Here is a 22087-nt window from a genome sequence, read left to right as displayed (position 1 = left end):
TATGAGGATTTGCAAAATCGTAAAGACTTTGTTACAATAAGTCCTGTTCCATTGGTAACAAGTTTGTAATCATTTGAAACGATTTCTACATAACTTCATGTATTTGTCGTAGTCATGTCGATAAGTCACTATCTGGTGCATAAAACGCCGAATTCCTTGCACCGGGAAGTGGGGGAACCATATTTTGGGTGAATTGATCTCGCTTTGCAGTGATCATAGGGGAACCTTCTACCGAATCCTTAAGCTAACCTCACAGGCATTGGAAGGGGTACAATTTTTTTGAAGAATTTAAGAAAAGCATGCGTCGCTGCGGCGCTAGGACTTGTGATGGCGTTCTCTATTGGTGGAGGAAGTGCCTTTGCAGATTCTAAGATGGACAGTGTTATTTCAAAGACAATTGGAGTTGCCTATAAAACCGGAGGCACTAACACTGCCGGGTTTGACTGTTCTGGATTTACTACGTATGTATTCAAGAAGGTGGGTCTTTCTTTGCCCCGTACTTCAAAAGCTCAATATAATGTTGGAACTCCTGTAGCCAAAAGCAAATTGCGTTCAGGTGACCTAGTTTTCTTTAACACATTGGGCAACGGCGTATCCCATGTCGGCATTTATGTTGGAAACGGAAAATTCGCACAATCATCATCTTCATATGGCGTGACCATCACTTCACTTAGCCAGTCCTACTGGGCCAATCGCTACGTTGGTGCTAAAAGAGTAATGAGTACTTCCTCATATCAAGCTATAGCCTACGATTAATACTTCCCCACAACTATAACCTCACAATTACATTATATAGACCTGGGTTTGATTATTGACTTAATCGAATCCAGGTTTTCTTTTGCCTTATTATATTCTTTACACCTCTAGAACGGACTTTAAACACTTTTATTTGATAAAAATTTCAATAAATATAAAAATTAGTTTAATATTATCGCTTACATATGCATTTTGTCTTTAAAAAAACGAATTTTTCTGCATGATTATGTTAAAAACGATTGCCAAGCGGCACTCTGTTTGTTACAATAACTGCAGTAAGATTTTAGTAACATTTTTGTAATCATTAAGTTGTTATTTACAAAGGTTTTGTCATGTATTGATTACAAGCTATTCCTAATCAACAGTATCAGCCGAGTTTCCTAACTATTAGGAAAACGGGGGAACCAACTTTGGGTGAATTGACCTCCATTTTTAGAGGGGTCATAGGGGACCTTCAACCGAACCCTTAAGCTAACCTCGTAGGCATCCGGAAGGGGTATAAACTTTTGAAGAAGAAGCTAGCAGCAGCAGTACTTAGCTTTTCCATTATTTTCACCATCGGAGCAGGAAGCGCTTTCGCGGATTCCAAAATGGATAAAGTGATCGACAAGACCATCGGAACTAAGTACGTATCCGGCGGCATCTCCACAAATGGATTTGATTGCTCCGGATTTACAATGTATGTATTTGATAAAATTGGTATAAACCTACCACACCAATCAGGTTCCCAGTATCAAATGGGTACTGCTATCTCCCAAGATGATTTAAGATCTGGAGATCTTGTATTCTTCAATACAAGTGGTAAGGGTGTCTCCCATGTCGGTATTTATGTCGGTGAAGGCAAGTTTGCACACGCATCTTCCTCACGCGGTGTAACGATTAGCTCCCTGAGTGATAGCTACTACGTGAAACGCTACATCGGTGCTAAACGAATTATGAGCACAGATGCTTATCATTCTGTTGCTTCTGAGACAGAAGATAATGATGATGTTCAATAAGTAAATCGTACATAGGCTCTTTTCCAAGATGTTGATTCTTGGGGAAGAGCTTGTTTTTTGTCTTATTTAGTATTTACCCCTCTCAGAATTTGTAAAACAATAATCTTCATAAATTTCTGAGTCGACCATGCCTCTTTTTGTATATAATTAGTTACAAGCATAAACGCCTTCGATGTCCTTATAAGGACCATAAGTATTTTAAGCTAGAAATATAAGACATTTTAAGTCCCCCCCCGTGAAAGGAGGTCCTTGACCTTATGATAAATCCCTCTGTTACTTTTCATGTAGCGCCTATGGAGACCAGTCACGCGGAAGAGATTTGCAACTGGGATTACACTGCCCCTTATAATATTTACGGCTGGATGCCGTGGGAGCAAATGCAGGCTCTTGGAATCGAGTTCGGTGACCCGCAGCTACGGAATGAGCAATATGTCTCCATATTAAATGGGCAAGGGATTTTGTGTGGATTCGCGCAGTTGTTTCCAATGGAAGGTATTGTTCGCTTGGGGATTGGCATGCGCCCTGATCTATGCGGTCAAGGTCTAGGAAAAATATTCATGGATGCAATCGTGCAATCAGCCTTGCTTCGTTATCCTGAGCGTGAGATTGATCTAGAGGTATTGACCTGGAACCAGCGGGCGATCCGAACTTACCAAAAGTGTGGATTTACGATTACCGATACGTATGAGCGCCTAACCCCCACAGGAAACAAACCTTTTTATTGCATGGTCTATGATAAATAATATTAAATTCCATATTTTTCAATGATTTGATGGCATTATCGTTCATTTTTTTGTCACAAACCCTATGATAACGCTTCACCTTGAGCTATAATGTAGGGAGCAGCTTACATAGAAGGGACGAACTGGGATGCAGAAATGGATCATGAGCGGTTTGTTTTTTGCCGCCTGTGCCTTTGCGGTAGTACTTATGTTTACACTTCCAGGTAAAGAAGAGGTAGCTGAACAGAATAAACCGACGATGCCGGAAGTCCAATTGGATGCGGCAAAGGCCGAAGCAACCGTGAAAGCCAGCTGTATCACCTGTCACGGCGATCAGCTTCAAGGTGGAGTTGGACCCAGTCTTCAAAATGAAGGCGGTCAGCATGATGCTGAAGAAATCTACAGTATCGTCACTAAAGGACGCGGTCAAATGCCTTCCTTTAAAGAAAAGCTAGCCCCTGAGGAGATTGCAAACGTCGCCCTCTGGCTCTCAGAGAAAAAGTAACAGTAACTACTACCTAAGCAACTAAAAACGCCCGTGCCAGAAGATAGTTCACTATCTGCGCACGGGCGTTTATTTATGAGTTTGGGTGACACTAACGATTTTTCTCAAAGGCTTCATTAAATTCATGTGCCTCTCGAATATCTAGAGCTGTAATACCGTCTTCCTCATTTGATTTCAGTCGTAAAGTCACTGTCTTATAATTAATCGTAATATGTGGATGGTGATCAAAGGCTTCTGAAATGGTGGCTACTTCATCAACGAAAGCAATACCCTTCATATATTGGCTGAACATATATTTTCGCACCATGGTATTCTCTTCCAGCTTCCAACCTTCCAGCTTGCTGATCTGCTCACGCAGTTCTTCTTCCGTAAATAACAATTCGTTTCCTCCCTTACTAAAAATTGCAGTAAAATCCGCAGGTCCCTTTACTCGTCATATTCGTTAAACAAAACATCCCTTAGCTTCTGAGGTCCAAGGGATGTGCCAGGATAAAGGCAATATTTTCGATTAAATGTATTCAAGAATCCCAGCGATTATAACTCGGCTACACCAATTTTAACACGGGCTACTAACTACGGGCAAATTACGCCCCGCCGCCCCCTCTTCTTAAATCAAAACAACAGAGGCTAAATCCTCTTCTCCGACTAAAATATTAATGCGGTGCGTGTCCTTATCGTAGATGATAACGCCGCTCCCCACCTCAATCATAGGTTCATTACCCAGCGCGAAGAAAAGATCCTCAGCCAGTGCCTCCCATACCTCCATCTTGGATTCCTGCGGCAATTCTTGCCACTCTTCTGGATCCATTTCAAAAAATAAGTACCCATCGGAAATTCTTCCGACAGCCTCAGTCAAATCCGTTAGGATTTCACCGTAATCTCTACCATGCTTTACACCCACATGTATCACTCCGTTTTCTCCACAGATGAATAATTACTTACCTTATCCATTATAGCCGAAAAAATGACTTCACAAAAAACGGAATGATGTCGATAAATAAGAATATACGTTATTCGGTTTCGAACAGAGTGCCTTGCCGCTGTTTCAAGGATGATATACGCGGCTTTGTCGGAACACATCTTATAATCTCATGGACGAGGTGCATAATGGAAATTTCAACAATACTTGGTTTAATTTTTGGTCTAGTTGCAGTTATTTGGGGTATGATCCTCAAGCACGCTCCTCTTCACGCTTTAGCCACACCTGCTGCTTACGTTATTATCTTAGTGGGTACGGCAGCTTCCATCTTTATGGCCTTTCCGTTCTCGGAGGTCAAGAAGATTCCAAGTCTGTTTAAAATGATTTTTGTCAAAAAGAAATTAATCAGTAAATCCGAATTAATTACTATGTTCATGGAGTGGGCTTCTATTACACGGCGTGAAGGTCTGCTGGCTCTTGAGTCGAAAGTCGATGAAATAGAAGATAACTTCCTCAGAAATGGCATGCGGATGATTATTGATGGAAATGATCAGGATTTTGTCCGCGATGTTCTCATGGAGGACATCCACGCCACAGAGGATAGACATAAAGCAGGCGCACTCATTTTCTCACAAGCAGGTATGTATGCTCCTACACTTGGCGTACTCGGGGCCGTTATCGGACTTATAGCCGCTCTGGCTGATATGAGTGATATGAACAAATTGGCTGCAGCAATCGGGGCTGCCTTCATCGCAACACTACTCGGTATCTTTACAGGTTACGTATTATGGCATCCTATTGCCAATAAGCTAAAACGACTTTCCAAACGTGAAATTGAAGTTCGAATGATGATGGTCGAAGGTCTTTTGTCCATACAATCCGGTGTATCCACTATTGCCATCAATCAGAAGCTTGCTGTCTTCCTGACACCTTCGGAACGAGCTAAGTTAAATGATGAGAAGGAGAGTGGATCGGGTGAGCAAAAAGACTAGACGACACGAAGAGCATGAAGAACACGCCGATGAATCGTGGCTACTGCCTTATTCTGATCTTATGACCCTTCTGGTAGCCTTGTTCATCGTAATGTATTCTATGAGTGCAACGGATGCCAAAAAATTCGAAGAGATGAGTCAAGCCTTCAGTTCTGCTCTTAATGGCGGTACAGGTGTTCTTGAAGAGCGGGCGGCAATGCCATCTAAGAGTCAAGAGGATTTAGGAAAAAATGATCAAATGGATAAATCAGTAACCAAGAAAAATGAACAAACAGAAATGGCTAAGCTGCGGCAAAAGGAACAAGAGGATTTAGAGAAGCTTAAGAAGCAGTTTGATCAATATATCAGCAAGAACGGCCTTACCGATCTACTCAGTACTAAGCTCAATCAATCCCAGCTTATGATTACGATAAGTGATAACGCGTTGTTCGCATCCGGACAGGCAGTAGTTAAAGATGATTCTCGGCAATTAGCAAAGTCCATCTCAACCATGCTGCAGCAATTCCCGGATTATGACGTAGTCGTGCAAGGACATACCGATAATATCCCTATCTCTAATAGCGACTATTCTTCCAACTGGGACCTGAGCGCCGATCGCGCCCTTCAGTTCATGAAGATCTTGCTAACAAATACGAACCTGAATCCACGGAAATTTAGTGCGATTGGATACGGGGAATACCACCCCATTTCTGAAAATACAACAGCTGTTGGACGAAGTAAGAACCGCCGGGTTGAAGTATCCATTATTCGTAAATATCAAGAAACCAAAGAGTTCTCAGGTATTGCTCCTTCCGATGAATAATGGTTATCCTATTACAAACATAAAGAGCTGTCCCAAGGTCTTAGACCGATGGAACAGCTCTTTTTTGATACATTGTATTCAAATCTAGGCTTTTCTAAGTTATAGAAGTTCGTAGTTCAGTGTAGCTCCAAGTTCTTGCTTCTCTTCAGCAGACAGCTCACGCCATTCTCCTGTTTGTAATGCCCCTAGACGAATATTCATAATCCGAATGCGTTGAAGCTTTCTAACCTCGTAGCCAAAAGCGCTGCACATACGGCGGATCTGACGATTCTTACCCTCCGTCAAAATAATACGGAATACACGCTCTGTAATACGAGTGACCTCACAAGGTAGCGTCTTCTCACCTAATATCTTTACGCCACTGGACATGCCGGTAATAAATGATGGCGTAATCGGTCTGTCTACAGTAACAACATACTCTTTTTCATGCCGACCTTCGGACCGTAAAATCTTGTTAACGATGTCCCCATCGTTGGTAAGCAAAATCAATCCTTCTGAATCCTTATCGAGTCGCCCAATCGGGAAGATTCGCTCATGATGACCTACAAAATCAACAATATTCCCCTTAATATGCTGCTCTGTAGTTGAAGTGATACCCACTGGCTTGTTTAACGCAATGTAAACCGTCTGGCTTGATGTTTCAAGCGCAACACCATCTATTCTCACATCATCGCCTGGAACGGCCTGACTGCCAAGCACAGCAGGTTCTCCGTTGATCGTAACTCTACCACCTTCCACCAGCTTATCTGCTTCACGGCGTGAACAGTACCCTGTCTCACTGATGAATTTATTAATTCTCACGTTGTCCTTCACTCCGTTCATCCTTAATATTAAGCCAAGGGGTATCCGTACCAGCTGCAGGCAGCTTGATCATAACAGTTGTCCCTTGACCCACTTCACTTTGTATTTCCAAATGACCCTTATGAGCCTGAATAATACGTTGGCTAATCATTAGCCCTAAGCCTGTTCCCGACTCCTTATTGGTGAAGAAGGGCTCACCCAGCTTAGGCAGCATATCCTTAGGAATTCCTTCGCCTTGATCTGAAATAAGAATGAAGACAGAATCCAAGGTATTTCTTAACTCCATTGAAATCACACCACCATCAGGCATAGCTTCAATAGCATTTTTGACGATGTTAATAAACACCTGCTTTAGCTGGTTCACTTCACAATGTACGGTGGATGGATATTCAGAGAATGTCGCACTAAACTGAATCCCAAACAAATGAGCTTGACTGTCTAATAGAGAAACCACATCACCAAGGATATCCCGCACATCTTTTTCCTGAAAATGAACAGCTTGAGGCTTGGCCAAAATCAAAAATTCACTTACGATCAGATTAATCCGCTCGAGCTCGGACAACATCAGTTCAATATGGAGGGGGACCAAAATCTGCTTTTCTTGTTGAAGCTGCAGAAATCCTTTTAGCGTCGTAAGAGGATTACGAATCTCATGGGCTACTCCCGCGGCTAATTGGCCAACTGTAGTCAGCTTCTCAGAGCGTCTAAGCAGTTCCTCCATTCGGTTACGTTCCGTCATATCACGTGAGACGTGAATAAAGGAATGTGGGTACCCGTCTTCATCACGAATCACTGAGGTACTAACACTAACTTCAACAATTGTTCCATCACGTTTAAGTCTTACGGTTTCAATTGGTGGTAGAACCGCACCACTCTTTAACGCATCAAGCCGCTCTTCCTCCTGCTTAAGCGCTGTCGCAGGCACAAGGTAAGGCTTATTCCCTAGCACCTCTTTGGCACTCCATCCATACAGCTCTTCGAAGGCTCTGTTCGTACTAGTAATTCGGCCGTCCATATCGATGGTATGTATCGCATCAGAGGTTCCATTAATAACCGATTCCAAATGCTCCTTAACTGCTCGGTTCTCTTCCAGTGTCTGTTTGAGTCGATTAGTGCGCTGCATGAGATGAGCCGTCATAGCGTTGATTCGTAGTGCCAGTTGCCCTAATTCATCCCGGCTAGTTACCTTAAGTGGAGGCTCGAATTTCCCTTTAGCTACATCGTTCACTTTGGCAAGTATCGCCTGAATAGGACGAGTAACAAATCCAGACAGTATGTAACTACATAACAAGAATAATGTAAGTAATAACAGTGAAGTTGTCAGATTATTAATTAATTGTTCATGAACCACAGATGAAATCACGGTGTAATCCAAAACGACTCCAATCACATAAGCTTTCAGTCCAGGAGATTGGATAGGAATGAAGCTTTTGAGCACTCTTTTTCCAAGCACTTTCGTCTCCAGTGTAACCGGCTTCTGCTTCTCCTGAGCCAATAGCATCGCTGTTCTATCCTGCTCCACATTACCATAAGTATAGGTGCCGTACTTAATGGGACGGTTACCAAGATTCTTATTCAATGTGTCAGTTCCGTCAGCCTTCATACTTGCTGAACCAAATGTTACCGGGTTAAATCCTGTGAGTTCTAAGATCCCTGGATTAGCTTCTTTAGTCTGCGCTGCGATTTGATCGGGATTGGTAATCTTGACATAGTCGCTGGCTGCAGTATTGAGAATAACAGGATTTATGATGTAGTTGCTCTCTTCATCATGGTAATATCCCCATTTTTCAATGAAATCAAGATTGTAGGTTGAATAATCAAAAGGGCCTGACCAAAAATGGTCCATGGCCTGCCCCTGACCCACGGATACCTCCTGATTATCGAACAACTCCAAAAAGGCCAGATACCAGTACCCCCAGTCCTTTGTGGACACCCCAATATCACTAGGTAGCGAAGACCTCGCTATTACAATATCGTTATCAGTCTTTACCAGAATTGAAATATTAGACACGCCCACCTTGGAAGTTAGGGCCTTAAGTTCTTCATTCGTCACATTCCTATAGTCGGGGTCCAGCTCTTCGGAGGCAAAGATAGCCGCCATCCTTAAATTATGCGCAATTTGATATTCTACATAGTTAGAGCTATAGTTACTTTGTTCTACAGAAACGGCCATTTGCATAGCGGTTAGTTGCATATTATTAATACTTTCATTCCGTAGATTATTTTGGGCGGCATAAAGGTTAAATGTCAGGTTCAGTGCTAAAATTAGCAACACCGCCCCAAAAATAATAGCAGATAGTTTTGTCTTTATGGACAAACTGTTTGTTCACCTCTTATCCACTGGTAAATCCTTGCGGGGCCTACAATAAACATCATACCTTTTGCCCTCACATTTGAAAAGACATTTCAATGTAGCGTTCCAATTCAAGAAATATTGAAATTCAAAAGGTCTTTCTCTACAATATACAAGTATAAATGCCTTCGGCGTCCTTATACGGACGGCGAGCGTTTAAGCGCGAAATATAAGGACAAAGTATAGCGTGAAACGTATACTTTCTTATATTTTAAGAAACCATCCACAGCTTATGCACATATAAACATTTTATTATAAAACGATGTGTACAAAAATGTGTATAAGTAGGCGGTTATCCACAGAGTTATGCACATTTTGTTAAGAACGAATATTTGTTCGTTGTACAATGGATATAAAGGAAGGGAAGATGATCTTGAATATTAAAGCAGGTGAATCGCTAGATGATATGCGAGCGGTTCATGAATACTGGATGAGGCAGGCGATAGCAGAAGCCCGCAAGGCTGAAGCATTAGGGGAGGTTCCCATTGGGGCGGTCATCGTACGGCATGGTGAAATTATCGGACGTGGATACAATTTAAGAGAAACTACAATGGATTCTACAGCTCATGCAGAAATGGTTGCCATTCGTGAGGCCAGCAATGTCATGAACTCATGGCGACTGCTGGATTGCCAGCTGTATGTTACTTTAGAGCCTTGTCCTATGTGTGCGGGAGCGATTGTACAATCAAGAGTACCCCTCACTGTATATGGCACTCCTGATCCTAAGGCTGGATGTGCCGGGACCCTCATGAATTTGCTTGAAGAACCGCGTTTTAACCATCGCACCGAAGTGATTCAGGGGATTTTACAAGAAGAATGTGCAGACCTACTGACCTCATTCTTTCGTCGTTTACGTCAAAAACCATCGAAACAAGCATAAACGCCTTCGGCGTCCTTATAAGGACGGTAAGCGTTTAAGCGAGAAATATAAAACATAAAGTATAGGTGCTAAACTTATACTTTCTTATATTTAAAAAAAGGAGAGACCTGAAATGACCCTTACTTTATATCATACCTCACATGGTATCTATATTTCTCCTCTAGAGCTAAAGGATACAGAGAACTTACTGGAGCTGCGTTTGAATAATCGGTTAACACATGAACCATTTGAACCAAAACGCGATGAGCAATTCTACACTTTGGAGAGTCAACAACGGATCATCAATCAGCGTCTGGTGGATGCTCAGGAGGACAAAGCCTATATGTTCGGTGTCTATCTGCTTGATGGACAACTAATAGGTCAAATCACGCTATCTAATGTCTCAAGAGGTATAGCTCAATATGCTGATTTAGGCTATTTAATGGATTATCGGATGCAAGGAAAAGGTTATATGACGGCAGCGGTCGGATTAATTCTAGGCTATGCTTTTCGAGCTTTAGGTCTTCATAGGGTTCAGGCAGCCATCTTATTGCATAATGAGGCTTCCCGGAGGGTGCTGGAGAAGAGCGGATTTAAACCTGAAGGTATCGCCCGCCAGTATCTCAAAATAAACGGTCAGTGGCAGGATCATCAAACCTACTCAATATTGGCCGAAGATGTATTACCGGATGAACATAAATAACTTCCTACTGACTCGTTCAGAATTAAAATCTTTTTTTCTAATAAAAAGACCCGCATGGGCGTATATCATACGCAACATGCGGGTCTTTCTCTCGTAACTTCTTATTAATAAGTCCCCAAGCTACCGAATTGCTCCTCTAGTTGATCCATTGTAATTACATCATCGCCCTGAGGAATACCAATCTTGAACTCTGGCTTCTCGTTAATCTTGCCATATTGACCTGTTCCGTTTACAGAGAAGGCTACGTTCGTGCCATCTTCCGGATCATTTACTTTAATGTCCATCAATAAATCCTGATACACAGGGAATCCGTCTTTATTGATCGCTGTATTGTAGTGGAACTGATTAATTGTAAGATACTTATCAAGATCCGCCAAACTCTTATCGAATTCAGTTCTAGTTTCACTTGATGTGATCTCTTCTTTAGCCTTAGCCAGATCAGCATCATTAATCTGCAGCATATCCTTGTATTCTTCCTTGCTCACAATATCAATGATTTTAGGCAGGGCATTATTCACAAAGATGGTGATTGCTTCTTTAACATTATCGTTTGTCACTTGGAACTGAACGACTTGTTTAGCTTCAACACCTTCTGGTAAATTTGCTTCCTTTGGACTAAGCTCTTTGAAATACTTTCCTTCATCATATTCAGCTAGTACAGTGTCCATCACTTCATTAGAGAACTTTTGCATTTTCTGCGTATCCAGAGAGCTTGGATTAAACTCAGCACCCTCTTGCTCTGCCAACGCCTTCAGATCCACCTCTACAAACTTGTTAACGATTGTCTCCGGAATCGGGAAGAACGGAATCGATGGAATCTTAACATACAACTTCTCAGTGGTCATCACCATAGGGACATTGAAGCTCATGCTCATATCGCCCTTGAGATTCAGAACCATAGTTAGCTCTGTCTGCATTGGATCAGCCTGATAAACCCCGTCGACGGTAATATCAGCATTCTTGAGCATGCTGAGTACCTGTGTGGTCATTGCAGCAGATTCAGCATCAGCAGTCTCGATGGTTAGATCATTGATCGAGAATTTACTCTTCATCTCATATGAAGACATCGTAGTCGCTTTTGACGCGGCTGATTTTAAGGCCTCTTTTGGCGCCTCCTGTTTACTTGCACATCCTGGCAGAATTACTGCTGCTGTAAGCAACAGTGCCGCGGCCGATAAACCCCATTTTTTGTTCATTATTTTTCTCCTCTCCCATGTAAAAAAAATCTCCCCCACTTATCATAAACTATTTGTAAAAATCAAGAAACACTTCTTTATAATTCTTATTGTTTTTATTTGTTATCCTTGCGGATTATGATGGTCTACATGATTAGCCTGCTTCACCTTTTTAGAGCCAGAAAGTGGTTCTGGTGCAGAAGAATTATGCTCCTTTCTACGCTGGCCATCGTTGGGCTGTGCCCCGGGAACTGGAATACTTTTTGGCTTTGACATTGTTCATTCCTCCTAAGGATTAGTTATATTCTGTAGAGCCTGAGCACATTCGTGAATTTGCCGTGAATACTGCTGTGCTAATAGCTGTACTGCATCACTATGCTCATCAATATGAATTCCACTCTGCTCCACATCAAGCAGATCAACAGCGACCTCCCTGCTATCTACATACCTGCAACGAAAATCAAGTGAGTACCCTTGACGTCCTGCTGCATTAAAATGAATAAGCAGACTATTCGGATCACCATCATCCGCTAGTACATTGAAACTGTCCCCATCCTCCATTAACGCAGGCAGGCGTTCTTGCCAGGCCGAGACAAGATTATGCTGATCTACTTCCAATTGTCTGTCCATAATTATGATCATCCTCCTTCTCTAATACATTGCGGAGAAATCAATCTTTTTATTCTCAATGGAACTAGGTTCATCAAACAATAACTAAAACTGTACCAGTTCAAGCACAACAAAAAAACCGCCTCCAAAGGAGACGGTTTCTATCTGCTTATTTCTTAAAGTTCATAATAAAGGAATGGCGGAGAGGATGGGATTCGAACCCATGTGGGCTTGCACCCTAACGGTTTTCAAGACCGCCCCGTTATGACCGCTTCGGTACCTCTCCAAATGCATATAAATTTCACATGCATTAGTAATTGTACCATATGGTGCGAAGAAAAAGCAACTATTTTCTTAAATAGTTTTAGGTTGGATCGATTTTACATTGCGCATATACGGTTGTAGACATTCCGGAATCAGAACACTACCATCCTCTTGCTGATAATTCTCAAGAATTGCTGCAACAGTACGCCCAACAGCCAAAGCAGATCCGTTCAGTGTATGAACAAATTCAGGTTTGGATTTCGGATCTTTACGGAAACGAATATTTGCCCGACGCGCTTGGAAGTCCTCCGTATTTGAGCAAGAAGAGATCTCACGGTACATTCCACTCTCAGGCAGCCATACTTCCAAATCGTACGTCTTAGCCGATGTAAAGCCCATATCAGCTGTACATAGCCCAAGTACGCGATATGGCAATCCAAGAAGCTGCAGCACACGCTCAGCATCTGCTGTCATTTTTTCTAACTCCTCATAAGAGGATTCAGGTGTAGTAAGCTTCACCAGCTCTACCTTGTTGAATTGATGCTGACGGATCAGACCGCGAGTATCACGGCCAGCTGAACCCGCCTCAGAACGGAAACAAGAGCTGTATGCTACATGATACTTAGGTAGATCTGCTGCTGTCAAAATCTCTTCGCGATAGTAGTTGGTTACAGGTACTTCCGCTGTAGGAATCAAATAGTATTCAGTGTCACGTAACTTAAACAGATCTTCCTCAAACTTAGGAAGTTGCCCCGTTCCGTACAAGCTGTCTTTATTCACAATGTAAGGCGGCAGCATTTCTTCATAGTTATGCTCACCACTGTGCAGATCCATCATAAAGTTAATAAGCGCCCGCTCTAAACGTGCTCCCAGTCCTTTATAAAAAACAAACCGAGATCCCGTAACCTTCGCTGCAGCTTCAAAATCAATAATATCGAGCTGCTGCGCAAGCTCCCAATGTGATTTCGGAGTAAATCCGAATTCTTTTGGCTCCGACCAGCGACGCAATTCAACGTTATCATCCTCAGATTTACCAACTGGAACTGAATCATGAGGAATATTCGGAATACTCATAGTAAGTTCAGCAATCTGAACTTCCAATTCACGCACTTCGTCATCAAGCTCTTTAATTCGGTCAGATACCGTACGCATTTCTGCAATTAGGTCATCTGCTGGCTCACCATTCTTCTTCTTCTTCGCTACTTCACCAGAAACCGTATTACGACGGTTCTTAAGACCTTCTGTTTCTTGCAGTAATTCACGTCTGCGTAGATCAAGTTGTGGAAAATCAGCAATTAAATCCAGTGATTTACCCCGTTTCTCTAAGGCTTGTTCAACTCGAGCGTAATCACTGCGTAATACTTTTACGTCTAACACAAAGTTTCCCTCCTGAAAACAGCCTAAACTCTTTCAAATTGCTGCTTACAGCTTTGAAAGAGTCAGGATGTTCTTATATGCGATTCTGTTGTTGCACTTGCATAGTAGCCTCTACCATATCAGCAAAATATTGATGCAGTCTGAAATCATCGGTCAATTCTGGATGAAAAGAAGACACCAGCAGGTTACCCTCCCGTGCAGTTACAATCTCATCATTATAGACTGTAAGCACTTCTACACCGGGGCCTACCTCGTTGATAAGCGGTGCACGTATAAAAACAGCACGAACCGGCTCATCAATTCCTTTAACCTCCAGATCACATTCAAAGCTTTCCCGTTGACGACCGAATGCATTCCGAGCCACCGTAATATCCATTAGCTCCAAATGCCCTGGTTCGCCGCCGGCAATTTGTTTGGCCAGAACAATCATACCCGCGCATGTTCCAAAAATCGGCTTGCCCTGATTGGAGAAATCACGTATGGCTTCGATGAAGCCATATTTTCGCATCAGTTTACCGATCGTTGTACTCTCACCACCAGGAATAATTAGGCCATCAACCTCCTCAAGCTGCTCTACTCGCTTGATAGGTACGCCCACTGCTCCGGTCTTCTCCATACTAACAATATGCTCCGTAACTGCGCCTTGAAGCGCCAGCACTCCTATTTTCATCCGGCAACCTTCTCTCTATTAACGGCCACGCTCCGACATACGTTCAGCCGGGGTTAGAGTTGCAATATCAATCCCCTTCATTGGTGCGCCAAGGTTCTTAGATACTTCTGCAATCAGTTTGTAATCAGTATAGTGTGTAGTGGCTTCAACGATCGCACGGGCAAATTTCTCGGGGTTGTCCGATTTAAAAATACCTGAGCCTACAAACACACCATCCGCACCTAGATGCATCATCAGGGCAGCATCGGCAGGAGTTGCTACACCGCCAGCAGCAAAGTTAACAACCGGCAGCTTACCAAGCTCATGCACTTCAAGCAGTAGCTCGTAAGGAACTCCCAGGTTCTTAGCTTCATTATATAGCTCATCCTTGGACAAATTAGTTACTTTGCGGATTTGACTATTGATAAAGCGCATATGACGCACTGCTTCAACAATGTTGCCTGTTCCAGGTTCACCTTTCGTACGGATCATGGATGCACCTTCGTTAATACGTCTCAAGGCTTCACCCAAGTCTTTAGCTCCACATACGAACGGAACAGTGAACTCACGTTTATTAATATGGAAGACTTCATCAGCAGGAGTAAGAACTTCACTCTCATCCAAATAGTCAACACCCAAGGATTCCAGAACCTTTGCTTCTACGTAATGGCCAATACGAGCCTTAGCCATAACAGGGATACTTACCACTTTGATAACTTCTTCTACAATTGTAGGATCGGCCATCCGTGCTACACCGCCAGCTGCGCGAATATCAGAAGGCACGCGTTCCAATGCCATAACAGCTACTGCACCCGCAGCCTCAGCAATTTTTGCTTGTTCTGCATTCATGACGTCCATAATGACGCCGCCTTTTTGCATTTCTGCCATGCCTCTTTTAACTCGCGATGTTCCAGTTTCCATGTCCTAGCCCCCCGAATGATCTATCTTAATCTAACTTGTAATTTTACCCCAATGAAGGGAAATATACAATCCACTTACTCGGATTTAACGCAATTTTCGATGCTAAATTCATTAGAACAAGTTCTTGATCCCTGTAAATAAATCGCCGAAGAAATCTCCAATGGCTCTAAGGAATAAACTGAACCAACCGGCTTTCTCCGCTTCTTCAGCAGTAATCAGATTAACTGTCTTCTGCTGAACATCAGACATGCCTTCAACTTGGTAGGAATAAGTAACCTTACCCACTTTAGCAGATTGTTCTATAGGAGCAACTAAGGTTGCTGGATCATTTATTTCAACAGTTGTTTTAATTTGAGGGGAGGTTGTTCCCTTAGGGACGATAAACGAAACAGCTTCATCCGTAACTACAGACACCTTTTTATTTTTCCCTTTAAGAACTGGCACGGTTTCGTTGCCGGCTAACACTGCTTTAGGGGCCACGACCTGTTTAATTTCAAAATTATTAAATCCGAAATCAAGTACTTTCTTCGTCTCTGTAAAACGGTGTGGCTCTGTATTAGCCCCCATTACTACACTTATCAGACGCATGCCATCACGTACAGCTGTACCTGCAAAACAATATTTTGCTCTAGCGGTATGGCCTGTTTTCAAACCATCCAATCCCTCATAAGCATAAGCCTTAAAATTCTGGATACTCTTGTTAGCTTCCAACATCCAGTTAAAGTTAATCATTGGTGCGGTATCACGTTCACGGAACTTATACGACTGAACCGTTGTAAATCTATTAAAATCAGGATGATCAGTAACGATATATTTGGCAAGAATAGCAGCATCCATCGCTGACATTACGTTTTCTTTTTTATCAGTTGAGCGGAACTTCTTAGGCATGTCAGCTTTGTCTAATCCAGTAGAATTAACAAAATAGGCAGTTTTCATCCCCATCTTCTGGGCAGTCTGATTCATTAGCTCTACGAATTCCAATTCTGATCCGGAAACTAGTTCTGCCAAAGCTACTGTAGCATCATTTGCAGATCCGACAGCCATTGCTATATACAGCTCTTCAACCGTATGCTCGTCATTTTCCGCTAGAAAAATACGTGATCCAACCTGTTTAGACGCATTTTCCCCTACTATGACTTTTTGATCCCATGAAAGCTGTCCAGTCTTTACCGCTTCTGCTACAAGATACTCTGTCATCATCTTAGTCATACTAGCTGGAGGCAAAGCCTCATCTGCATTCATAGATAAAAGAATTTCACCTGTTGTTGGTTCTATTAGAACCGCTGATTTCAAATTTAGACCCAGTGATTCCACAGAAGGGATCTTTACTGCTTTCTGAGTCGTCTGAGTTGCAGTACCAGCTTGTATTGTCGTTGTCGTACCTTCCTCAGCGAATGCCGGAAGTGGAGTGGAAACTAACATATTTAAAAGTAGACCTACTGTGACTGTCTTAATCATAAATTGCTTACCGTTAAATTTCTGTTTGTGCTTCAATGATTACTACTCTCCTTTAAACCTCATATCAATAGCTTGTTCTATTCTAACACAGGGGTACACGCAAAAAAAGACAGACAGGACGAAATAGTCCTGTCTGTCCAAAAAATAGTCTTTCTAGTCCATTACACGGAATAGTTTGGCGCTTCTTTCGTAATTTGCACATCATGTGGATGGCTTTCGCGAAGTCCGGCACTTGTGATGCGAATGAAAGAAGTGTCATTCCGAAGTTCTTCGAGTGACTTGGTCCCACAGTAGCCCATACCCGAACGCAGTCCGCCAATCAATTGATGAACGGTATCCGAAAGAGGCCCTTTAAAAGCGATACGACCCTCAATTCCTTCAGGAACAAGCTTCTTATCGTCATCCTGGAAATAACGATCCTTACTACCTTGTTTCATGGCACTCATACTGCCCATACCACGATATACTTTAAATTTACGGCCTTGATAAAGCTCCGATTCTCCTGGGCTTTCTTCTGTACCCGCAAACATACTTCCCATCATTACTGCATGAGCACCAGCGGCAATAGCCTTAGTGATTTCACCGGAATACTTGATTCCACCGTCAGCGATGATAGGAACTCCGTACTCACGAGCAACCGTTGCACAATCATAAATGGCTGTAACCTGCGGAACACCGATACCAGCGATAACTCGTGTTGTACAGATAGATCCAGGTCCAATACCTACTTTAACTACAGAAGCTCCAGCTTCAATAAGTTCACGGGTTGCTTCACCTGTAGCCACGTTACCAGCAACAATCGTAAGATCAGGATACAACTCACGAATTTGGCGAACCGCTTCAATAATATTAATGTGGTGACCATGTGCAGAATCGACGACGATCAAATCCACACCTGATTTCACTAACGCTGCAGTACGCTCGAATGTATCTTTAGAGATACCAACAGCTGCTCCAACCAGTAAGCGACCCTGTGCATCTTTCGCTCCGTTAGGGAACTGAATCGCCTTCTCAATATCTTTAATTGTGATTAGGCCCTTAAGAACGTTATTCTCGTCCACCAGCGGCAATTTCTCAATTTTATGACGTTGTAAGATGCCTTCTGCTTCTTGAAGTGTCGTACCTACAGCAGCAGTCACGAGATTCTCATGTGTCATAACTTCTTTGATTGGAATATTAAAGTCATGAATAAAACGTAAATCTCTATTAGTTAGAATACCGACCAGTTTGTTGTCACTGTCTACAATCGGTACTCCGGAAATACGATATTTACCCATCAGCAGTTCAGCATCGGATACCAGATGTTCTGCTGAAAGAGAGAATGGGTTAGTAATAACTCCGCTCTCAGAACGTTTTACACGATCCACTTCTTCCGCTTGCTGCTCTACAGGCATATTCTTGTGAATAATCCCGATACCACCCTCACGAGCAATAGCAATGGCCATAGCCGCTTCTGTGACTGTGTCCATACCTGCACTCATAAGCGGGATGTTCAACTTCACATTCTTACTTAGAACTGTAGTCAAATCTACTTCCTTCGGCAGTACCTCAGATTTACGCGGAACCAGCAGCACATCATCAAAAGTCAGACCTTCTTTACCAAACTTATCTTTCCACACCTGGGTCATTCCTCCTCGGTTGTTTTTAAATTATACCCGCCTACAAACTTTATAAAAGAAGAACCTTCGACTTTAAGTCCATTCACGACAGACAACTCTGTACATCTGGAAGTTGAACAAGTTCATATCTTCAATTTAGGTTTGAGATGCTTATCCAAAAATATATTATTGCCATCTTAGCAAAGGGCATTTGGACTGTCAAGAACATTACATCATCAGAGTAGGTATTCAAAAAACGACTCACGCGTAAGCGAATTATTGGACTATTGTCCGCACAGAGTGGACATTTAGTGGTGAAATTATACAATCCACCATACCCATCACCAATGCTTACACCTATCTCTAATGTAGTATCTCAAAATAAACCCTAATGAATTCTTCAATAATACAACAAAAAGACCACTGTCGATTACTCAACAGTGGTCTTGCGTGCTTGGCAACGTCCTACTCTCCCAGGACCCTTCGGTCCAAGTACCATCGGCGCTGGAGGGCTTAACGGTCGTGTTCGGGATGGGTACGCGTGGAACCCCTCCGCTATCGCCACCAAACGGGCATTTACATCGTAAATGCTCAGGCTTGATGCCTGAAAACTGAATCCGAATTGAATTTGCGTTCTAAGTATAGGATAAGCCCTCGACCGATTAGTATTGGTCAGCTCCATGCATTACTGCACTTCCACCTCCAACCTATCTACCTCGTCGTCTTCAAGGGGTCTTACTAATTGGGAAATCTCATCTTGAGGGGGGCTTCACGCTTAGATGCTTTCAGCGCTTATCCCGTCCGTACGTAGCTACCCAGCCATGCTTCTGGCGAAACAACTGGTGCACCAGCGGTACGTCCATCCCGGTCCTCTCGTACTAAGGACAGCTCCTCTCAAATTTCCTGCGCCCACGACAGATAGGGACCGAACTGTCTCACGACGTTCTGAACCCAGCTCGCGTACCGCTTTAATGGGCGAACAGCCCAACCCTTGGGACCTACTTCAGCCCCAGGATGCGATGAGCCGACATCGAGGTGCCAAACCTCCCCGTCGATGTGGACTCTTGGGGGAGATAAGCCTGTTATCCCCAGGGTAGCTTTTATCCGTTGAGCGATGGCCCTTCCATGCGGTACCACCGGATCACTAAGTCCGACTTTCGTCCCTGCTCGACTTGTAGGTCTCGCAGTCAAGCTCCCTTATGCCTTTGCACTCTTCGAATGATTTCCAACCATTCTGAGGGAACCTTGGAACGCCTCCGTTACTCTTTAGGAGGCGACCGCCCCAGTCAAACTGCCCGCCTGACACGGTCCCCGTACCCGGTAAGGGTACTAGGTTAGAACCTAGATACGATCAGGGTGGTATCCCAACGGCGCCTCCACCGAAGCTTGCGCTCCGATTTCTACGGCTCCCACCTATCCTGTACAGATCGTACCCAAATTCAATATCAAGCTGCAGTAAAGCTCCATGGGGTCTTTCCGTCTTGTCGCGGGTAACCTGCATCTTCACAGGTATTAAAATTTCACCGGATCTCTCGTTGAGACAGCGCCCAAGTCGTTACGCCATTCGTGCGGGTCAGAATTTACCTGACAAGGAATTTCGCTACCTTAGGACCGTTATAGTTACGGCCGCCGTTTACTGGGGCTTCGGTTCATAGCTTCGGGTTACCCCTAACCACTCCCCTTAACCTTCCAGCACCGGGCAGGCGTCAGCCCGTATACTTCGCCTTGCGGCTTCGCACAGACCTGTGTTTTTGCTAAACAGTCGCTTGGGCCTTTTCACTGCGGCCCCCTCGTGCTATTCACACTACCGGGGCACCCCTTCTCCCGAAGTTACGGGGTCATTTTGCCGAGTTCCTTAACGAGAGTTCTTCCGCGCGCCTTAGAATTCTCTTCTCGCCTACCTGTGTCGGTTTGCGGTACGGGCACCTTCTCCTGGCTAGAGGCTTTTCTTGGCAGTGTGAGATCATGACCTTCGCTACTGTAATTTTCGCTCCCCATCACAGCCCAGCCTTAACGATGTGCGGATTTGCCTACACATCAGCCTCACTGCTTAGACGGACATATCCATCAGTCCGCGTCACTACCCTCCTGCGTCACCCCATCGCTCATAGCGGATTACGGTGGTACAGTAATTTCAAACTGTTGTCCTTCGACTACGCCTTTCGGCCTCGCCTTAGGTCCCGACTTACCCTGAGCGGACGAGCCTTCCTCAGGAAACCTTGGGCTTTCGGCGGATCAGATTCTCACTGATCTTTTCGTTACTCATACCGGCATTCTCACTTGTATGCTGTCCAGCGCTCCTTACGGTACACCTTCAACCCACATACAACGCTCCCCTACCCCAGATACATACGTATCTAGCCATAGCTTCGGTGGTGTGTTTAGCCCCGTTACATTTTCGGCGCAGAGTCACTCGACCAGTGAGCTATTACGCACTCTTTCAATGGTGGCTGCTTCTAAGCCAACATCCTGGTTGTCTGTGCAACTCCACATCCTTTCCCACTTAACACACACTTGGGGACCTTAGCTGATGGTCTGGGCTGTTTCCCTTTTGACAATGGATCTTAGCACTCACTGTCTGACTCCCGGCAATAAGTATATGGCATTCGGAGTTTGACTGAGCTTGGTAATCCTTGCGGACCCCGCACCCAATCAGTGCTCTACCTCCACTACTCTTATACCGAGGCTAGCCCTAAAGCTATTTCGGGGAGAACCAGCTATCTCCGAGTTCGATTGGAATTTCTCCGCTACCCCCACCTCATCCCCGCATTTTTCAACATGCGTGGGTTCGGGCCTCCAGTGCGTGTTACCGCACCTTCACCCTGGACAGGGGTAGATCACACGGTTTCGGGTCTACGTCCACATACTCAATCGCCCTATTCAGACTCGCTTTCGCTGCGGCTCCGTCTTCTCGACTTAACCTTGCATGTTAAACGTAACTCGCCGGTTCATTCTACAAAAGGCACGCCATCACCCATAGATAGGGCTCTGACTTTTTGTAAGCACACGGTTTCAGGTTCTATTTCACTCCCCTTCCGGGGTGCTTTTCACCTTTCCCTCACGGTACTGTTTCACTATCGGTCGCCAGGTAGTATTTAGCCTTAGCAGATGGTCCTGCTGGATTCATACGGGGTTTCACGTGCCCCGCACTACTCGGGATCCGTCTCGGAGAGAACACAGTTTAGGTTACAGGGCTTTTACCTCTATCGCGGGCCTTTCCAGACCTCTTCACCTACCATATTCCTTTGTAACTCCATGTGAGACGTCCCACAACCCCTAAGAGCAAGCTCTCAGGTTTAGGCTGTTCCGCGTTCGCTCGCCGCTACTGACGGAATCACTATTGTTTTCTCTTCCTCAGGGTACTTAGATGTTTCAGTTCCCCTGGTCTGCCTCTACATTCCCTATGTATTCAGAAATGAGTAACTGCGAATTACCACAGCTGGGTTTCCCCATTCGGACACCCCCGGATCAAAGCTTGCTTACAGCTCCCCGAGGCAGTTTCGTTGTTCGCCACGTCCTTCGTCGGCTCCTGGCGCCTAGGCATCCTCCGTGTGCTCTTATTAGCTTAACCTTGATTTTTCCTAAGAAAAATCTCACTAATAACATTTACTTGTTTACACAAGTTG

At 44.0% G+C, this 22087-nt stretch carries 20 protein-coding genes, 1 tRNA gene, 2 rRNA genes and 2 riboswitches; of the genes, 8 read left to right on the top strand and 15 right to left on the bottom strand.

The window, feature by feature from the left end; genetic code table 11:
- The first annotated feature begins 135 nt into the window (after window positions 1–135).
- Window positions 136–274, top strand: a riboswitch (cyclic di-AMP (ydaO/yuaA leader).
- A gap of 53 nt (window positions 275–327) precedes the next feature.
- The 4 genes from MKX41_RS25165 (at window position 328) to MKX41_RS25150 (ending at window position 2981) form a co-directional block, all read left to right on the top strand.
- Window positions 328–756 (top strand): C40 family peptidase, encoded by a 429-nt coding sequence (locus tag MKX41_RS25165; RefSeq protein ID WP_340975071.1) that lies wholly within the window; start codon window positions 328–330, stop codon window positions 754–756.
- 359 nt (window positions 757–1115) lie between these two features.
- Window positions 1116–1257: riboswitch (cyclic di-AMP (ydaO/yuaA leader) on the top strand.
- A gap of 5 nt (window positions 1258–1262) precedes the next feature.
- Entirely contained in the window at window positions 1263–1754 is a 492-nt protein-coding gene (locus MKX41_RS25160) for a C40 family peptidase (RefSeq protein ID WP_042183954.1), read from the top strand.
- Between the two features lie 257 nt (window positions 1755–2011).
- Window positions 2012–2497 (top strand): GNAT family N-acetyltransferase, encoded by a 486-nt coding sequence (locus tag MKX41_RS25155; RefSeq protein ID WP_340973625.1) that lies wholly within the window; start codon window positions 2012–2014, stop codon window positions 2495–2497.
- A 127-nt stretch (window positions 2498–2624) separates the two neighbouring features.
- A complete protein-coding gene (locus tag MKX41_RS25150) occupies window positions 2625–2981 on the top strand; it encodes a c-type cytochrome (protein ID WP_042183950.1) in 357 nt (118 codons plus the stop codon).
- A 91-nt stretch (window positions 2982–3072) separates the two neighbouring features.
- Here MKX41_RS25150 and MKX41_RS25145 read toward each other — a convergent pair whose 3' ends face one another.
- Both MKX41_RS25145 and MKX41_RS25140 read right to left on the bottom strand, forming a co-directional pair.
- Entirely contained in the window at window positions 3073–3360 is a 288-nt protein-coding gene (locus tag MKX41_RS25145; RefSeq protein ID WP_340973622.1) for a 4a-hydroxytetrahydrobiopterin dehydratase, read from the bottom strand.
- Between the two features lie 228 nt (window positions 3361–3588).
- A complete protein-coding gene (locus MKX41_RS25140; RefSeq protein ID WP_042131745.1) occupies window positions 3589–3882 on the bottom strand; it encodes a hypothetical protein in 294 nt (97 codons plus the stop codon).
- Between the two features lie 206 nt (window positions 3883–4088).
- On the opposite strand from MKX41_RS25140, the gene motA reads away from it, so the two are divergent.
- The gene (motA, locus tag MKX41_RS25135; RefSeq protein ID WP_076286892.1) at window positions 4089–4892 is read left to right on the top strand and encodes a flagellar motor stator protein MotA; all 804 of its coding nucleotides are present in this window, start codon (window positions 4089–4091) and stop codon (window positions 4890–4892) included.
- Window positions 4876–5694, top strand: a complete 819-nt coding sequence (gene motB, locus MKX41_RS25130; RefSeq protein WP_042183946.1) for a flagellar motor protein MotB — start codon at window positions 4876–4878, stop codon at window positions 5692–5694. The genes motA and motB overlap by 17 nt, the downstream gene beginning before the upstream one ends.
- Window positions 5695–5793: 99 nt before the next feature.
- Here motB and rluF read toward each other — a convergent pair whose 3' ends face one another.
- Together rluF and MKX41_RS25120 are read right to left on the bottom strand one after the other, a co-directional pair.
- On the bottom strand, window positions 5794–6495 hold the full coding sequence (gene rluF, locus MKX41_RS25125) for a 23S rRNA pseudouridine(2604) synthase RluF (protein WP_340975069.1): 702 nt from the start codon (window positions 6493–6495) through the stop codon (window positions 5794–5796).
- Window positions 6485–8812 (bottom strand): ATP-binding protein, encoded by a 2328-nt coding sequence (locus tag MKX41_RS25120; protein WP_340973621.1) that lies wholly within the window; start codon window positions 8810–8812, stop codon window positions 6485–6487. The genes rluF and MKX41_RS25120 overlap by 11 nt, the downstream gene beginning before the upstream one ends.
- Window positions 8813–9215: 403 nt before the next feature.
- Here MKX41_RS25120 and tadA point away from each other — a divergent pair, with 403 nt between their 5' ends.
- Window positions 9216–9728, top strand: a complete 513-nt coding sequence (tadA, locus tag MKX41_RS25115) for a tRNA adenosine(34) deaminase TadA (protein ID WP_340973619.1) — start codon at window positions 9216–9218, stop codon at window positions 9726–9728.
- 112 nt (window positions 9729–9840) lie between these two features.
- A complete protein-coding gene (locus tag MKX41_RS25110; RefSeq protein ID WP_340973618.1) occupies window positions 9841–10410 on the top strand; it encodes a GNAT family N-acetyltransferase in 570 nt (189 codons plus the stop codon).
- A gap of 104 nt (window positions 10411–10514) precedes the next feature.
- On the opposite strand, the gene MKX41_RS25105 is transcribed toward MKX41_RS25110, so the two are convergent.
- From MKX41_RS25105 to MKX41_RS25055, 11 genes are all read right to left on the bottom strand, one after another.
- Window positions 10515–11606: a hypothetical protein gene (locus MKX41_RS25105; protein WP_076301053.1), complete on the bottom strand. Its 1092-nt coding sequence runs from the start codon at window positions 11604–11606 to the stop codon at window positions 10515–10517.
- A 102-nt stretch (window positions 11607–11708) separates the two neighbouring features.
- On the bottom strand, window positions 11709–11861 hold the full coding sequence (locus MKX41_RS25100) for a small acid-soluble spore protein P (RefSeq protein ID WP_042183936.1): 153 nt from the start codon (window positions 11859–11861) through the stop codon (window positions 11709–11711).
- Between the two features lie 12 nt (window positions 11862–11873).
- Window positions 11874–12215 carry a hypothetical protein gene (locus MKX41_RS25095; RefSeq protein WP_042183934.1) on the bottom strand — a complete coding sequence of 114 codons (342 nt, stop codon included), beginning with the start codon at window positions 12213–12215 and terminating at the stop codon, window positions 11874–11876.
- Between the two features lie 176 nt (window positions 12216–12391).
- Window positions 12392–12480: transfer RNA gene (locus tag MKX41_RS25090), tRNA-Ser, on the bottom strand.
- 68 nt (window positions 12481–12548) lie between these two features.
- A complete protein-coding gene (serS, locus tag MKX41_RS25085; protein WP_076301054.1) occupies window positions 12549–13835 on the bottom strand; it encodes a serine--tRNA ligase in 1287 nt (428 codons plus the stop codon).
- A gap of 73 nt (window positions 13836–13908) precedes the next feature.
- Window positions 13909–14505 carry a pyridoxal 5'-phosphate synthase glutaminase subunit PdxT gene (gene pdxT, locus MKX41_RS25080; protein ID WP_340973615.1) on the bottom strand — a complete coding sequence of 199 codons (597 nt, stop codon included), beginning with the start codon at window positions 14503–14505 and terminating at the stop codon, window positions 13909–13911.
- A gap of 18 nt (window positions 14506–14523) precedes the next feature.
- Window positions 14524–15405, bottom strand: coding sequence for a pyridoxal 5'-phosphate synthase lyase subunit PdxS (gene pdxS / locus MKX41_RS25075; protein ID WP_042123186.1), 882 nt, complete (start codon window positions 15403–15405; stop codon window positions 14524–14526).
- A gap of 111 nt (window positions 15406–15516) precedes the next feature.
- Window positions 15517–16863 carry a D-alanyl-D-alanine carboxypeptidase family protein gene (locus tag MKX41_RS25070; RefSeq protein WP_340975067.1) on the bottom strand — a complete coding sequence of 449 codons (1347 nt, stop codon included), beginning with the start codon at window positions 16861–16863 and terminating at the stop codon, window positions 15517–15519.
- Window positions 16864–17024: 161 nt separating this feature from the next.
- Complete coding sequence (gene guaB, locus MKX41_RS25065; protein WP_149647701.1) at window positions 17025–18482, bottom strand: IMP dehydrogenase; 1458 nt, start codon at window positions 18480–18482, stop codon at window positions 17025–17027.
- Between the two features lie 431 nt (window positions 18483–18913).
- Window positions 18914–19030: ribosomal RNA gene (rrf, locus tag MKX41_RS25060) — 5S ribosomal RNA — on the bottom strand.
- A gap of 73 nt (window positions 19031–19103) precedes the next feature.
- Window positions 19104–22032 (bottom strand): 23S ribosomal RNA (locus MKX41_RS25055).
- Window positions 22033–22087 lie beyond the last annotated feature (55 nt).

The sequence above is a fragment of the Paenibacillus sp. FSL R5-0475 genome (assembly GCF_038004585.1).
GTDB lineage: Bacteria > Bacillota > Bacilli > Paenibacillales > Paenibacillaceae > Paenibacillus_AQ.
Note: the sequence above shows the minus strand (reverse complement) of the source record. Positions and strands in the feature narration are given on the sequence as shown.